General features: G+C 50.1%; 16 protein-coding genes. 5 read left to right on the top strand and 11 right to left on the bottom strand.

Annotated features, from left to right (window positions below; translation table 11 throughout):
• Positions 1–4: 4 nt before the first annotated feature.
• The 4 genes from BMZ56_RS11690 to BMZ56_RS11675 all read right to left on the bottom strand — a co-directional run bounded on the left by BMZ56_RS11690 (position 5) and on the right by BMZ56_RS11675 (position 1,658).
• Positions 5–235, bottom strand: coding sequence for a 4a-hydroxytetrahydrobiopterin dehydratase (locus BMZ56_RS11690; protein ID WP_090626778.1), 231 nt, complete (start codon positions 233–235; stop codon positions 5–7).
• Between the two features lie 110 nt (positions 236–345).
• Positions 346–1,068 carry a DNA repair protein RecO gene (recO, locus tag BMZ56_RS11685; protein ID WP_090626777.1) on the bottom strand — a complete coding sequence of 241 codons (723 nt, stop codon included), beginning with the start codon at positions 1,066–1,068 and terminating at the stop codon, positions 346–348.
• A 1-nt stretch (position 1,069) separates the two neighbouring features.
• Complete coding sequence (locus tag BMZ56_RS11680) at positions 1,070–1,435, bottom strand: diacylglycerol kinase family protein (protein WP_090626776.1); 366 nt, start codon at positions 1,433–1,435, stop codon at positions 1,070–1,072.
• The gene (locus BMZ56_RS11675; protein WP_090626775.1) at positions 1,428–1,658 is read right to left on the bottom strand and encodes a signal peptidase; all 231 of its coding nucleotides are present in this window, start codon (positions 1,656–1,658) and stop codon (positions 1,428–1,430) included. The genes BMZ56_RS11680 and BMZ56_RS11675 overlap by 8 nt, the downstream gene beginning before the upstream one ends.
• 269 nt (positions 1,659–1,927) lie before the next feature.
• On the opposite strand from BMZ56_RS11675, the gene BMZ56_RS11670 reads away from it, so the two are divergent.
• On the top strand, positions 1,928–2,971 hold the full coding sequence (locus tag BMZ56_RS11670; protein ID WP_090626774.1) for a LacI family DNA-binding transcriptional regulator: 1,044 nt from the start codon (positions 1,928–1,930) through the stop codon (positions 2,969–2,971).
• Here BMZ56_RS11670 and coaBC read toward each other — a convergent pair.
• From coaBC to BMZ56_RS11655, 3 genes are read right to left on the bottom strand one after another with little or no spacing between them, the layout of a single operon-like run.
• Positions 2,949–4,151 (bottom strand): bifunctional phosphopantothenoylcysteine decarboxylase/phosphopantothenate--cysteine ligase CoaBC, encoded by a 1,203-nt coding sequence (gene coaBC / locus BMZ56_RS11665; protein ID WP_090626773.1) that lies wholly within the window; start codon positions 4,149–4,151, stop codon positions 2,949–2,951. The genes BMZ56_RS11670 and coaBC overlap by 23 nt on opposite strands.
• Positions 4,151–4,486, bottom strand: a complete 336-nt coding sequence (locus tag BMZ56_RS11660; RefSeq protein WP_090626772.1) for a DNA-directed RNA polymerase subunit omega — start codon at positions 4,484–4,486, stop codon at positions 4,151–4,153. The genes coaBC and BMZ56_RS11660 overlap by 1 nt, the downstream gene beginning before the upstream one ends.
• Before the next feature lie 14 nt (positions 4,487–4,500).
• Positions 4,501–5,391, bottom strand: coding sequence for an outer membrane protein assembly factor BamD (locus BMZ56_RS11655; RefSeq protein ID WP_090626771.1), 891 nt, complete (start codon positions 5,389–5,391; stop codon positions 4,501–4,503).
• Positions 5,392–5,584: 193 nt separating this feature from the next.
• On the opposite strand from BMZ56_RS11655, the gene BMZ56_RS11650 reads away from it, so the two are divergent.
• Both BMZ56_RS11650 and BMZ56_RS11645 read left to right on the top strand, forming a co-directional pair.
• Positions 5,585–5,863 carry a NifU family protein gene (locus tag BMZ56_RS11650; RefSeq protein WP_090626770.1) on the top strand — a complete coding sequence of 93 codons (279 nt, stop codon included), beginning with the start codon at positions 5,585–5,587 and terminating at the stop codon, positions 5,861–5,863.
• 59 nt (positions 5,864–5,922) lie between these two features.
• Entirely contained in the window at positions 5,923–6,570 is a 648-nt protein-coding gene (locus BMZ56_RS11645; RefSeq protein ID WP_090626769.1) for a hypothetical protein, read from the top strand.
• Here BMZ56_RS11645 and BMZ56_RS11640 read toward each other — a convergent pair.
• Complete coding sequence (locus BMZ56_RS11640; protein ID WP_090626768.1) at positions 6,567–7,784, bottom strand: FtsX-like permease family protein; 1,218 nt, start codon at positions 7,782–7,784, stop codon at positions 6,567–6,569. The two genes, BMZ56_RS11645 and BMZ56_RS11640, sit on opposite strands and share 4 nt — an antisense overlap.
• A gap of 3 nt (positions 7,785–7,787) precedes the next feature.
• The gene (locus BMZ56_RS11635) at positions 7,788–8,429 is read right to left on the bottom strand and encodes an MBL fold metallo-hydrolase (protein ID WP_090626767.1); all 642 of its coding nucleotides are present in this window, start codon (positions 8,427–8,429) and stop codon (positions 7,788–7,790) included.
• Positions 8,430–8,587: 158 nt separating this feature from the next.
• Between BMZ56_RS11635 and BMZ56_RS11630 the strand changes: the two genes are divergently transcribed.
• Together BMZ56_RS11630 and BMZ56_RS11625 are read left to right on the top strand one after the other, a co-directional pair.
• Positions 8,588–9,868, top strand: a complete 1,281-nt coding sequence (locus tag BMZ56_RS11630) for a Tm-1-like ATP-binding domain-containing protein (RefSeq protein WP_218146548.1) — start codon at positions 8,588–8,590, stop codon at positions 9,866–9,868.
• A 50-nt stretch (positions 9,869–9,918) separates the two neighbouring features.
• Positions 9,919–10,779 (top strand): phosphoenolpyruvate hydrolase family protein, encoded by an 861-nt coding sequence (locus BMZ56_RS11625; protein ID WP_090626766.1) that lies wholly within the window; start codon positions 9,919–9,921, stop codon positions 10,777–10,779.
• A 3-nt stretch (positions 10,780–10,782) separates the two neighbouring features.
• Here the strand turns inward: BMZ56_RS11625 and gldD are convergent, their stop codons facing one another.
• Entirely contained in the window at positions 10,783–11,370 is a 588-nt protein-coding gene (gldD, locus tag BMZ56_RS11620; protein ID WP_090626765.1) for a gliding motility lipoprotein GldD, read from the bottom strand.
• Positions 11,367–12,116, bottom strand: a complete 750-nt coding sequence (locus BMZ56_RS11615; RefSeq protein ID WP_090626764.1) for a shikimate dehydrogenase family protein — start codon at positions 12,114–12,116, stop codon at positions 11,367–11,369. Before BMZ56_RS11615 ends, gldD begins: the two co-directional genes overlap by 4 nt.

Genomic DNA, 12,116 nt, shown 5'->3' with positions numbered 1-12,116 from the left:
GCGTTTACTGTAGGTCATCTATTGCACGGGCAAGTTTGCGGTCTTTCTCAGTCACTGTATCGCCTGCATCGTGCGTGGTCAACCAGATTTCCACTTTGTTCCAGGTGTTGGTCCACGTGGGATGATGGTTGTGCTGCTCGGCTAGCAGGGCGACCCGGGCCATAAAGGCAAACGCTTCGGAAAAATCCCGAAAGGTGAACGACTGATAAAGCTTGTTATTTTCTTCGTTCCACATGGGCGTACAGATTGGTTATCAACCTACTTATTCCTGAAACAACCGGGAGCCGTTTTTGTTTGACTATTCCTTTTACCCATGAGTTGCTGAACAAAGTTAGGTGGCCATATTCAACGAAACACTTCTTCCAGGATGTTATGTGAATGGATTTCACCCAAGTGATCAATGTGCAATCGATAGAAATCAAGGATTTTCCCGAGCAGAATGCGTCGATCGGACGAAGGAATCTGTAGTGAAGCCAACTCTTCGAATGAACACGTAAGTAGACGAGCAAAAGAAGCTGTTTGCGGGTTTTGCAGTACCCAGGTATGTGCGGGCAGTGCATGGCAAAAAATACCGTCTTTTAAATCAAAAAAAGATTCGCCTGATTTAGGTAAGGTGGGGCTAAACCCCAAGTAACGTGAAAGTTTGATGAGGAAAAAAAGATGGAAATTGGGCACCGGTTTGTCCGTCGCATCCCACCACGAGATTGCGTAAAAAAGATAATCGAAGAGCGGTTCATCCGCAGACTGCTGACGAAGACTTTTGTAGAGCACTTCATTGAGGAACAGCGCGACGGTACGTTTGATGATATCATGGGGAATACTGAGCAACGGAGGCAGCTGACGGGCATCGGAAATGCGCTGTAACGAAGCATTTTCGCGGTGATAAACGACCATATCAAGGAGGTGCAGGGGTTGCAAGACATTTGTTCCGATCTTGGCCTTTGGCTTGCGGGCACCGTTGACAATATACGACTGCAGCCCAAATTTTTCGGTGAACACCTGCACCACCACACTACTTTCCGCATATTTAGTGGTTTTCAAGACTATGCCACGGGTTTTATGCTGCATATTATTCGAAAAAATAAACCCTCAATTTGGGCAAGAAGACGGATGCCCCGACGATCAGCGCGAAAATAGCGCCGACTAACACAGCCCCTGCTGCGGCATCTTTCGCTTTCTTTGCTAAGGGATGATAGTTTGGAGACAGCAAGTCGACCACAGCCTCCAGGGCGGTGTTTAACAACTCAAGTACAAACACCACGGTAATACATAGCGCAATCCATCGCCAGTCTGACGCAGACAAACGGGTCCAAATTCCCAAGGCAATGGCTAAGGCGGCACAACCGAGGTGAATTTTGAAATTCCGTTCACTGCGAAAGGTTTCGAAAATCCCTCTTAGCGCATTGATAAACGGATTTTGGCGGTGCTTATTCATTGTTTTGCTGTCGCTCCCTGCGGTCTTCGAGGATACTCCGGCGTTCTATTTTTCGGATGAGGCCATAGAGTAGGGTCAGGAATCCAATACCAAACACGATTACCCCCGATGCCAGTACCCATTTATAGACGGACGCTTCCCTTCCCATGAGAAAGAGTCCTAATATGCACAATGCTACGCCCAGCGAAGCACCCAAAATTCCTCTTTGAACATATTTATTCATCAGCACATATTTATTCGTTAACGGTCTGATGGAACCCGCAGGTTCATCGCCTTTTGTCAGAAGACGCTGACACGACAGGTTTCATGCACTGTGATAAAGACGTGTAGGACAAAGATAGGGCTTTTTATCCGTTGATTTTCGAAATTGTTATGCTGCGAAATTGAAGAATTGCGAAACCGCGAAATTGCTGAGACGCAACGTTGCGAAACCGCGACTTTGCCGAGGAATGCTTATCTTTATCCTTTTATTTAGTTGGTACCATGCCTCAGATGACTTTACGGGATATTGCCCTTGCATTGGAGTTATCCGTTTCGACGGTATCCAAGGCATTGCGTGACAGTTACGAGATAAGCGAGGACACTAAGGAAAGGGTGATTACGTATGCCCGTGCCAATCATTATTTGCCCAACCGAATGGCCAAGAGCCTAAAAGAAGGCAAAAGTGGTTCCATTGGCGTAGTAATTTGTTCCATTGATAATAGCTTCGTATCCCGGATGCTGGATGGTATTGATGGAGCTTGTACCCAAGCGGGGTATGATATGATTATCATGCAGAGCAAAGAGTCGCTGGTCCAGGAAAAATCATGTCTTAAACAGCTCGAAGCAAGAGGCGTGGAGGGCATTCTAATATCGCCCTCTGCGGAAACAGTGGGTTTTGAGCATCTTCTAGCATTGAGGGAGGCCGGTATGCCGATCGTATTGTTTGACCGGATCAGTGAGCGATTTGAATCGGATCAGGTGGGCATTGATAATTACCAAGCGGCGTTTCAAGCAACAGAACATTTGATTGCGAATAAATACCGGCGTATCGCTATGCTTAATATTGGTCCGGACGTCCATTTCGCATCGCAACGGGGTGCGGGCTATTTGGACGCCCTAAAAAGAAACCACCTAACATATGGGGAGGCGCTTGTGCGGTTATGCCTGTCGAGTGCGGGCGAAACACTAAAAGACTGTGTACGGGCTGGCATTCAATCCCTCTTTGAGCTAGCGGAACCTCCGGATGCACTTTTTACGGCGACAGACCAGCTCTCTACCCTCAGTCTCAGCGTGCTCCATGAAATGGGACGGCGTATCCCTGCGGACATTGCGCTGATTGGCTTCAGCAATACGGAATTGGCCGATGTACTTACCCCTCCCCTTTCTACCTTACATCAGCCGGCACTCGAAATCGGTCGGCTGGCTGCGGAAAAACTGATCAGTCTGATTACTCATAAGGGCATACCCGAGGGGTATGAGACGGTGAGATTGCCGGCGCGGTTGGATATCCGGGATTCGAGTGGACCGAGAGTCAGGAAGCAAGTAATCGTATGACGCGGGAACAGATATCCCCGGCCACGTCCTCCTTCGGTTTCAGTTCAAACGCCTCGCGGTCGCCGTTTTTGTCGATAAGTGTCACTTTATTCTCGTTGCCTGCAAACCCAGCGCCTTCGTCGCGCATGGAGTTGAGTACAATGAAATCGAGGTTTTTCCGACGGAGCTTCTCCAGGGCATTTGCCTGTTCATTCTGCGTTTCCAGTGCAAAACCCACGAGGATTTGATCGTTCCGTTTTGATTTTCCAAGCGTAGCCAATATATCCGTTGTTTTTACCAGTTCGAGGGTCAGGTGTTGTTCGGCTTTCTTGATTTTTTGATCGGCCACGGTTTTCGGCGTGTAATCGGCTACAGCCGCGCTCATGATCGTGATATCAGCAGACGGAAAATACCGGAGACATGCCTCCAGCATTTCGGCGGCGGTTGTCACGGGAAAAAAGGTCACTCCTTCGGGGCGAACTAATGCAGAAGGGCCACTTACCAAGGTTACATCGGCTCCCAGATTGCGTAATTTGGATGCAATAGCGTAGCCCATTTTCCCACTGGAGTGATTACCGATATAGCGCACCGGATCAATGGCCTCATAGGTTGGACCGGCAGAAACGAGTGCTTTTTTACCTGCCAATGGAAGGCCTTCGCCAAAATGAGCAGTTAACGCTGCGAGAATTTCTTCGGGCGCTGCAAGCCTGCCTTCTCCACTCAGCCCGCTGGCTAGCGCGCCGTTTGCGGGAGGGATGATATGATTTCCGAACGATCGGAGACGCGAGATATTTGAGCGGGTACTTCCATGGGCCCACATATCCAGATCCATTGCAGGAGCGATAAAAACAGGGCTTTTGGCAGACAGGTAAATCGCACAAAGAAGATTATCGCAACCTCCGTGTGCAAACTTGGCGAGTGTATTGGCACTTGCCGGCGCTACCAAAAGGGCGTCCGCGTCGAGGGCAAGCTGCACGTGATTATTCCATTCGCCGGATTTGGCATCAAAGTAATCCACCAACACAGGATTACCCGACAGCGTGGCAAGGGTAAGTGGTGTGATAAATTGTGTGGCATCGGGAGTCATCACGACCTGCACACTGGCACCGGCTTTGACTAACAGGCGGGTCAAATGAGCCGACTTGTAAGCGGCAATACTACCGCATACGCCTAGCAGAATATGCTTTCCCCCGACGGACACTATTCTTCATCTTTTTCCCTCGCGGGATTTCTGAAGTATACTTTATCATTCAGAAACTCATCGATCGCAACCAAGGAAGGTTTGGGTAAACGCTCGTAATGTTTGGAGATTTCGATTTGCTCGCGATTTTCAAACACTTCTTCCAGGTTGTCGTTGGTCGTGGCGAATTCAGCCAGCTTACCATTCAGCTCTTCTTTCACATCCACGGCAATCTGGTTGGCACGCTTGCTGATGATGACAATCGATTCGTAAAGGTTATCGGTTTTCTTGTCCAGGTCCCTCAAGTCACGGGTTACGGTGCTATTCGGGACGACTTTGCTTATTTGAGTACTCATATCTTTTCAATGTGTTAATTCTGGGGTGTTTCAGCAGCCTGCTCTTCTTTGCTTTCGGAAGCAGCAGCTAGCTGTGTAGTGAATTTCCTTGCCCGTTCAATACCGCTTTCTGCATCTCGTTTCAACTGATCTGCCTCTTTGCGAAACTTGCTTTCGGGGTATGCCGAAATGAAATTATTGTACATATCCAACGCTTCCTCGAAACGTTCTTCCTGCCTTCTATGTGAACTTTGGTTGGCATACAGGTACTGGGCCTTGATGCTAAGGAACTCCATTTCCTCGGCATATTTTGTGTCGGGAAACTCACGGAGTACGTTGTCAAAGGCAATAACCGCGGCTCGGTAGTCGTCTGAAAGGCCCATGTCCAAATAGAGTTTGGCATTATTAAAGGCCTTGGCTTCCAACTTGTCTCTCAGTTGCTGGATAAGGTCTGAAGCTTCCTTCGCCCGCTCACTATTGGGGTATAGATTGATAAATAGCTGTAAGGCTTCGATTGCCCGGTACGTGTATTCTTGGTCCAATCCTGTTTTCGGCGATTCAAGAAAATAGCAATACGCCCCCATGTAACGGCATTCTTCTGCACGTGTACTGTTGGGATAGGTATCGGTAAATTGCTTGAAATGGAATCTTGCAGAAGTATAATCGCGCAAATAGTAGTTGGTATACGCCGTATAATAATATAAGTCTTCTGCTTCCGCCTGACCTCGGTATTTCGTCATCAGGTCATCAAATAATATGAGGGCTTTGCTGTACTTTTTATTATTATAATATTTTACGGCTTCCTGATATTTTTGGGCGATGTTATTGCTGGCACGTAATTTTTCAAATTTGCTTTTACATCCGGCAACCAGCGCCACGAACATTACCAAAGCAGCTACCGCTACTATTTGCCTGTTTATAAACATCCTGCAAAGATAAGTGAATTTAAAATACCTGTCAATTAAATTTTTACGGGCCAAAATAGGCCGAAAAGAGAAAATCAGCAAGCGGTTTAACAGACTTTAACAGTAAGAATTGTTTGTGCGAAACCACGCCTTTGCAGGATTGTGACAATTAGAAATTATCCGTATCTTTACAACTTTGAATAATCAACAGGTTATGGAAATACGGGAAAGAGTAGAACAGGCGTTGGATTCGATCCGGCCTTATCTCGAAACGGATGGGGGAAATGTGCGTATAGATGAAATTACTGCTGATAAAGTAGTGAAATTAAAGTTGTTGGGATCCTGTGCTTCATGTGCGATGAGCATCATGACCTTCAAGGCGGGTTTGGAGCAAGCCATCAAGAAGGCAGTTCCGGAGATTACCGCAGTGGAGGCAGTTAATATCACGGATATGGACGATCCGAATGCAACGATGCCATCTCCGGTGATTTAATTTAACATTATTTAACGCGTGGTAGAACGTGTGAATGGTTAGTTTTGCTGTCAACGAGCATGAAAAAAATCCGCAACATACTGGTTGTCTGTTTTGTCGTCGGGCTGGCGTTGTCTGCCTCGGCTCAGCAACGGAAGCTTGTGCAGTTCAGCGGAGTCATTCATAATGCAGATACCAACGTAATCGTTCCGTATGTTACGGTAACCAACCTGTCTTACAACAGCCAGACATTTACAGCTAATCATCAGGGTTATTTTTCCTTCGTGGCGCACGAGGGAGATACCGTGCTTTTTAGTTCCGTGGGCTATCGGTCCACACGGGTAGTCATCCCGCGGGTATCGGAAGACAAGTATACCGCGATGGTCAATATGACTGCGGAGATTAAGGAGCTTCCCATGGTTACGCCTTATCCGTGGGCAAGTATCGACGAATTCAACATGGCGTTTATGTCGCTGGAAATCGCCGATGACGACATCGTGGTGGCCAAGAAGAATCTTTCACCGGAGTCGTTAGCTGCATTGGCGGCGGTAACCCCGCGCAGCGCGGAGGAAATCCAGAATTACAGTGCCATGCAAAACCACATTGGGTTGACCAACAAGGCGGTCAATCAACGCATGGCCAACCCTTTATTGAGTCCATTTGCCTGGGGTAACCTGATCCGACAGATCACCGAAGGGAATAAAAGCCGGCAGCGGAGCAAGTATTAAGACAACCGCACGGTCTGCTTTACACTGAGCCGGGATGAAACCAGCGAAATCAGTGCGGAAACAACGAATACAGTTAGGAAAACCAATAGGAAATCGGTAGCGCGGATGTCCACCGGATAGGTATCGGTAACCAAATTTTCAGCCTCGCCAAAGCGGATCCAACCGAAAGTCTGTTGTGAAAGGCAGAACAGGAATCCCAATACCAGGCCGGCTACGCATCCAGTCAACGATATTAATAGCCCTTCAACGAAGAAAATCCGACGAATGAGATCGTTACCTGCGCCTAACCCCATCAGTACGGAAATGTCTTTCTTTTTGTCAATAACGAGCATGGTAAGTGAACCGACAATGTTGAAGATGGCGATAATACCGGTAAATGCGATGATGATAAACACCGCCCATTTCTCTGTGCGGACGATCTTATACAGTGTCGGGTTTTGCTGCTCGCGATTTTTGACGACGAAACCTGAGCCCACCTGCTGTGCGAGTTGCTTTTGTACGGCGGTCGTGTTGCTTCCCGGCAGGAGGTTGATTTCAATAGCCGACACCTGCGAAAACTCACCGAGCACTTCGCGGGCAAAAGATAGGGGCACAATAAGCAGATCGTCAAATTCCTGCTGATATTCCAATACACCAACCGGACGGATGGTACGCATCGTAAACTCTTCCGCGGGATTGATACCGGGTTTGACGCCCTTGCGGGGCGAAAAAACTTCAATGCGTCGCGATTCGTCTTGTAACGAGATACCCAACGTGCCTTGTACCCGCGCGCCCATAACCGCATAGTCGATGTTGCCCTGATGCAGGATAAACCGACCATCCTGAAGCAACGTATCCATGGATTGCAGTGCGTGATCCGCGGTCGTTCCCTTGAGTGTGGCGATGTATTGGGCATCTCCATAGCGTAGCAACACCCGTTCCTGAAGCACTTCGCGGTATGCACGGACTTCTGGAAATTTCTTGAGGCGATCGGCGAGTACGGAATCTACGGCGAAGCCTTTGCCTTCGCGGGGCTCGATGCGGAGTTCAGGCGTAAACGAGCTGTACATGGAGAAAATCAGATTTTCCAGGCCGTTGTAGAAGGAAAGGATCACAATAAGCGATGCACTGCTCACCAGCACGCCCACCACACTGATACCGGAAATAATATTAACGGCATTGATGGTCTTTTTGGAGCGGAGATAGCGTTTGGCAAAGTACAGCGCGATGTTCATGAGTTATCCCCGGATAAATGGGTTGGTTTGCTTTTCGTATCCGATGGTCGTTTCCGGGCCATGGCCCGGATATACCACCGTCTCGTCTGGCAGGGTGTAGAGTTTCTGAGTGATGCTGGTCAACAGCAGCTGATGGTTCCCTCCTGGCAGATCGGTACGGCCAATGCTATTCTTAAAAAGCACATCGCCGCCGATAAGGAAGCCCTGTGTCCGATGATAAAAGCACAGGTGGGCGGGAGAATGCCCCGGTGCTGAGATCAGTGTCAGCTCGTTCGGTCCGAAATGAATGGAGCCGGAATCGGGAAGAAAGGTTTCGCCGATGGGCGAAGGATCGTAACGAATCCCCATCTGTGGTGCATAGTTTTGCACCTCCATAAGCAGGGGCAATTCGCCTTCGTGGAACTGGGGGAGCAGCCCGTATTGTTCATATATGTAGCGGTTGCCGAGCACATGATCCACATGGCAATGCGTATTTAGCAGTAAGGTCGGCTCAAGCCCCTGAGTCTCGATAAACGTCCTTACGGCTTCTTCTTCACCCGGTCCATACATCCCCGGATCGATGATTGCCGTGGTACCGTTATCATCGTACAATAGGTAGGTGTTTTCCTGATACGGGTTGCAAACGAATGACTTGATATGAATCATACGTACAAAGGTAACGGTTTTTAATGGAACGCGGGTGACACGAATTGAATGGATTATTGCAGATTATCCAAGTGAATTTAACATTTTGTGTTAAATTTACGTGGATATGAGTAAACAAATTGCACCGTGCCTCTTCTTGAAAACAGTAAAGTCTCCGGATGATGAAAGCTAGGGAAGTACCTAAAAAAACCATTGTTGTGCTTGGCTGCTTTGATACCAAGGGCGAAGACTTTGCTTACCTTCGGAATCTCCTTTTAAGAGACAGGAACAGCGTGTATACCATCAATGCCGGGATCAGGGGTTCCACCGACCTTTTTCATGTCGATGTAGCGGCTGAGCACGTTGCCGCTGCTGCGGGCCGCTCGCTCGCTGATCTGAGGTCGCGGGGCGATCGCGGTGTGGCCGTGGAGGAGATGGGCTTAGGCGCAGCGGTTATACTGAAGGGCTTGGTGGAGGAGGGATCCGTGGCCGGCGTCATCGGCATGGGCGGCGGTGGTGGAACGCATATTGTGCTCAAAGCGATGCAGGCCGTCCCCTTTGGCATACCGAAGGTGTGCGTAAGTACGTTGGCGACGCATGATCTTTCACGGCAGGTAGGCAGTTCGGACATTGTACTGGTGCCTTCGGTTGTTGACATTGCCGGACTAAACGGCATTAGCAGGGTCACCATCGGTTACGCGGCTTCCGCCATCAACGGCATGGCTGCCTGGCGTGCTGCGGCGGAAGAGGCTCCACTTGTCACCCATGGCCGCATAGCGATCAGCATGTTCGGCAACACGACGGCCTGCGTCGATGAATGCAGCACATTGCTCCGGGAAAGAGGCTACGAAGTGATCCCCTTCCATGCTAATGGTGCAGGAGGGCGCGCGATGGAATCGCTCATTGCGGGCGGGTATTTCGATGGAGTTCTAGACATCACAACGACAGAACTCGCCGACGAGCTTTGCGGCGGGGTGTGCAATGCCGGTCCGAACCGACTGACGGCGGCCGCTGAGCGGGGCATTCCGCAGGTCGTTGTTCCAGGATGCCTCGATATGGTCAACTTTTGGGCATTGGACAGCGTCCCACAGCACTACCGCAGTAGGCAACTATACAGTTGGTCGCCGGACGTTACGCTGATGCGTACAAATGCGGAGGAAAACCGTATACTTGGAGCCCAGTTGGCCGAAAAAGTGGGCACTGCACCTGGCGGCACGGCCGTTGTGCTGCTTCCTATGGGCGGCTTGTCACAACTGGATGCCCCTGGTGGGCCTTTCTACGCTCCGGAAATACATGCGGCGTTGGTTGATTCGATGCGGTCTGGGCTTTCCAGCGGGGTGGAAGTGGTGGAAACCCCGTTGCACATCAACGACCGGGGGTTCGCGGCCCTTGCCGTGGAGGTGTTGGTAAGTTTGCTGGCGGAATGCGAGGGGGCCAAGAAGAAAGGAAAGAATGTCTAGCGATAAAAAAGTGCGACGATAAAAAAGAAGGATTAAGAAGAAAGACAACTATGGCAAACAAATGGACAGGCAGGGGTAACCCTTACACCAAGCAGGAAGTGCGGGAGCGATTGCAAAGGACGGTCGACGAACGAAGGGCAATCATAGCGGCAGGCGCAGGCACAGGCATTAGCGCAAAGTTCATCGAGCGCGGGGGTGCAGACCTCATCATCATCTACAATTCGGGGCGTTTTCGGATGGCGGGCCACGGTTCCACCGCCGGGCTGATGGCCTACGGCGATGCAAACGCCGAAGCGTTGGATATCGGCGAATACGAGGTGCTTCCGGTGGTCGACGAGATTCCTGTTATATGCGGCGTGCATGGTTCGGATCCGCGGCGAAGAATGTGGCACCACCTGCTGAAAGTAAAAGATATGGGATTTTCGGGGGTGAATAATTTCCCGACACACAGCATCATTGACGGCCATTTCAGGCAGGTATTGGAAGAGACGGGTATGGGCTTCCATAAGGAAGTGGAAATGGTGGAACTGGCCACGAAGATGGATTTATTTTCGATCGTTTATGTGGCTACCGCAGCGGAAGCACGTCAGATGGCCCATGCGGGGGCCGATGCGATCATCTCGCACGTGGGTACGACAATCGGAGGATCCATTGGCGTGACCGGGGCTACCTGCAGCATGGATGAGGCAGTTGACCGTACGGAGGAAATCATCGATGCGGGTCGTGAAGTCAATCCGGCTATTTTTTTCCTGGCCCATGGAGGCCCCATCATGGCACCGGAGGATGTCCGTCAGATACTGGACCGCACGGATGCCCAAGGTTTTGTCGGTGCCTCTTCCTTGGAGCGGATGGGTGTAGAACGGTCACTGGAAGATCTGACCCGTGAGTTCAAGTCTCTTACGCTGAAATAGGCCTTACTTCCATCGCAACGATTGGATCAATGTATCAATATCGGTTTTTATGAAATCCAATACGGGCCGGATGGAATCAAGGCGGGGTTTTTCGTGGAAATACAGTGCCCCGCGAAGGTAATGATGAGTGCTGTCAGTAAGGAAAAACTGAATGTTGGATGCAGTGTTTCCTTTGATCTCATAGTTTAGGCCATAAACTTGGGCATTTGGTCGGCTGATGCGCTGCTGGTCGATTGCAGTAGCTTTAACGGTGTGGTTGAATGCGAACGTCCGGGCATCTTCCACCAATTGGTTAAAGTTATCCGGGCTGGTGACGGGCATGTAGCTGAGGTGTATCCGAGCATTGAACTGTGGAAACCAAAGGTCCATCCAGCAGGGTCTGGCGTCTGCAGATCGGTCTGGTTCCATCTTCGCATAGGTGGGGATGCGGGTAGTAAACGGGCACCCCGGAGCAAAAGTCTGATAGGTTTTTTCGGGAAATTCGATACGAAAATAGCCGCGTGGTTTGGGTGAATATTGGGGCATGCATGCTCCCACAGCGAGGGCAGCGAAGCCCATGACAAACAAACGTGCGATTTGTTTTCCGATCATAAGCCGATGGTCCAGATTTCCCAATTTCGCTCGGCTTGGAGCTCCAGCATTTCGAGGCCATTTTTGATCGTCGCCCCGTTAGCTTTTCCCCGACGGAGAAACTCGGTTTCTTCGGGATTATAAACTAGATCATACAGCAGGTGCCTGTTTCCGATACATTCGTAGGGAATATCGGGACATCCCGTAACGGCGGGATACGTGCCCAGGGGAGTGGTATTGATGATGAGCAGGTGGTCGGCTATCAGGGCGGGGTCCAATTGCTCATACGAATACTGTCCGGCTTTAGCCGACCGGGATACGATGGTATATCCGATCCCCAATTGGCTGAGTGCATAGGTTACGGCTTTGGCTGCCCCACCGTTGCCCAATACCAACGCCCGTTGGTGTTCCGGTCGGAGAAACGGTTTCAGGGACTCCACGAAACCGTATACATCGGTATTGTATCCGGTGAGTATGGGGCGCCCATTCGGTCGTTCTATGCGGATGCAGTTGACAGCACCGATCGCTGAAGCTTCCGGAGATAGGTGGTCCAGGTAATCCATTACGGCCACTTTATAGGGAATGGTTACATTCACGCCCATTAGCAGGGGCTGATTGGTCAGCAAAACGGGAAATTCACCGATTTCAGGGATGGCATAGAGTTGGTAATCTATACCCGTTAGCTGCTCCCTTTCCATCTTGGCATCGTAGTACTTTTTAGAGAAAGAGTGTGTCAGCGGAAAGCCGATCAGCCCGAATTTGGTCAT

It is taken from the genome of Parapedobacter indicus, from assembly GCF_900113765.1.
GTDB classification, from domain to species: domain Bacteria; phylum Bacteroidota; class Bacteroidia; order Sphingobacteriales; family Sphingobacteriaceae; genus Parapedobacter; species Parapedobacter indicus.
The sequence above is the reverse complement of the archived record's forward strand: the minus strand, read 5'-3'. Positions and strand labels throughout refer to the sequence as shown.

What these genes read in the sequence shown, in the direction of transcription:
- recO (WP_090626777.1), bottom strand. Translation starts at nt 1,068, where the DNA reads ATGCAGCATAAAACCCGTGGCATAGTCTTGAAAACCACTAAATATGCG.
- BMZ56_RS11675 (WP_090626775.1), bottom strand. Translation starts at nt 1,658, where the DNA reads ATGAATAAATATGTTCAAAGAGGAATTTTGGGTGCTTCGCTGGGCGTA.
- BMZ56_RS11650 (WP_090626770.1), top strand. Translation starts at nt 5,585, where the DNA reads ATGGAAATACGGGAAAGAGTAGAACAGGCGTTGGATTCGATCCGGCCT.
- BMZ56_RS11660 (WP_090626772.1), bottom strand. Translation starts at nt 4,486, where the DNA reads ATGAGTACTCAAATAAGCAAAGTCGTCCCGAATAGCACCGTAACCCGT.
- BMZ56_RS11640 (WP_090626768.1), bottom strand. Translation starts at nt 7,784, where the DNA reads ATGAACATCGCGCTGTACTTTGCCAAACGCTATCTCCGCTCCAAAAAG.
- BMZ56_RS11635 (WP_090626767.1), bottom strand. Translation starts at nt 8,429, where the DNA reads ATGATTCATATCAAGTCATTCGTTTGCAACCCGTATCAGGAAAACACC.
- BMZ56_RS11680 (WP_090626776.1), bottom strand. Translation starts at nt 1,435, where the DNA reads ATGAATAAGCACCGCCAAAATCCGTTTATCAATGCGCTAAGAGGGATT.
- BMZ56_RS11625 (WP_090626766.1), top strand. Translation starts at nt 9,919, where the DNA reads ATGGCAAACAAATGGACAGGCAGGGGTAACCCTTACACCAAGCAGGAA.
- BMZ56_RS11690 (WP_090626778.1), bottom strand. Translation starts at nt 235, where the DNA reads ATGTGGAACGAAGAAAATAACAAGCTTTATCAGTCGTTCACCTTTCGG.
- BMZ56_RS11645 (WP_090626769.1), top strand. Translation starts at nt 5,923, where the DNA reads ATGAAAAAAATCCGCAACATACTGGTTGTCTGTTTTGTCGTCGGGCTG.
- BMZ56_RS11615 (WP_090626764.1), bottom strand. Translation starts at nt 12,116, where the DNA reads ATGACCAAATTCGGGCTGATCGGCTTTCCGCTGACACACTCTTTCTCT.
- gldD (WP_090626765.1), bottom strand. Translation starts at nt 11,370, where the DNA reads ATGATCGGAAAACAAATCGCACGTTTGTTTGTCATGGGCTTCGCTGCC.
- BMZ56_RS11670 (WP_090626774.1), top strand. Translation starts at nt 1,928, where the DNA reads ATGACTTTACGGGATATTGCCCTTGCATTGGAGTTATCCGTTTCGACG.
- BMZ56_RS11630 (WP_218146548.1), top strand. Translation starts at nt 8,588, where the DNA reads ATGATGAAAGCTAGGGAAGTACCTAAAAAAACCATTGTTGTGCTTGGC.
- BMZ56_RS11655 (WP_090626771.1), bottom strand. Translation starts at nt 5,391, where the DNA reads ATGTTTATAAACAGGCAAATAGTAGCGGTAGCTGCTTTGGTAATGTTC.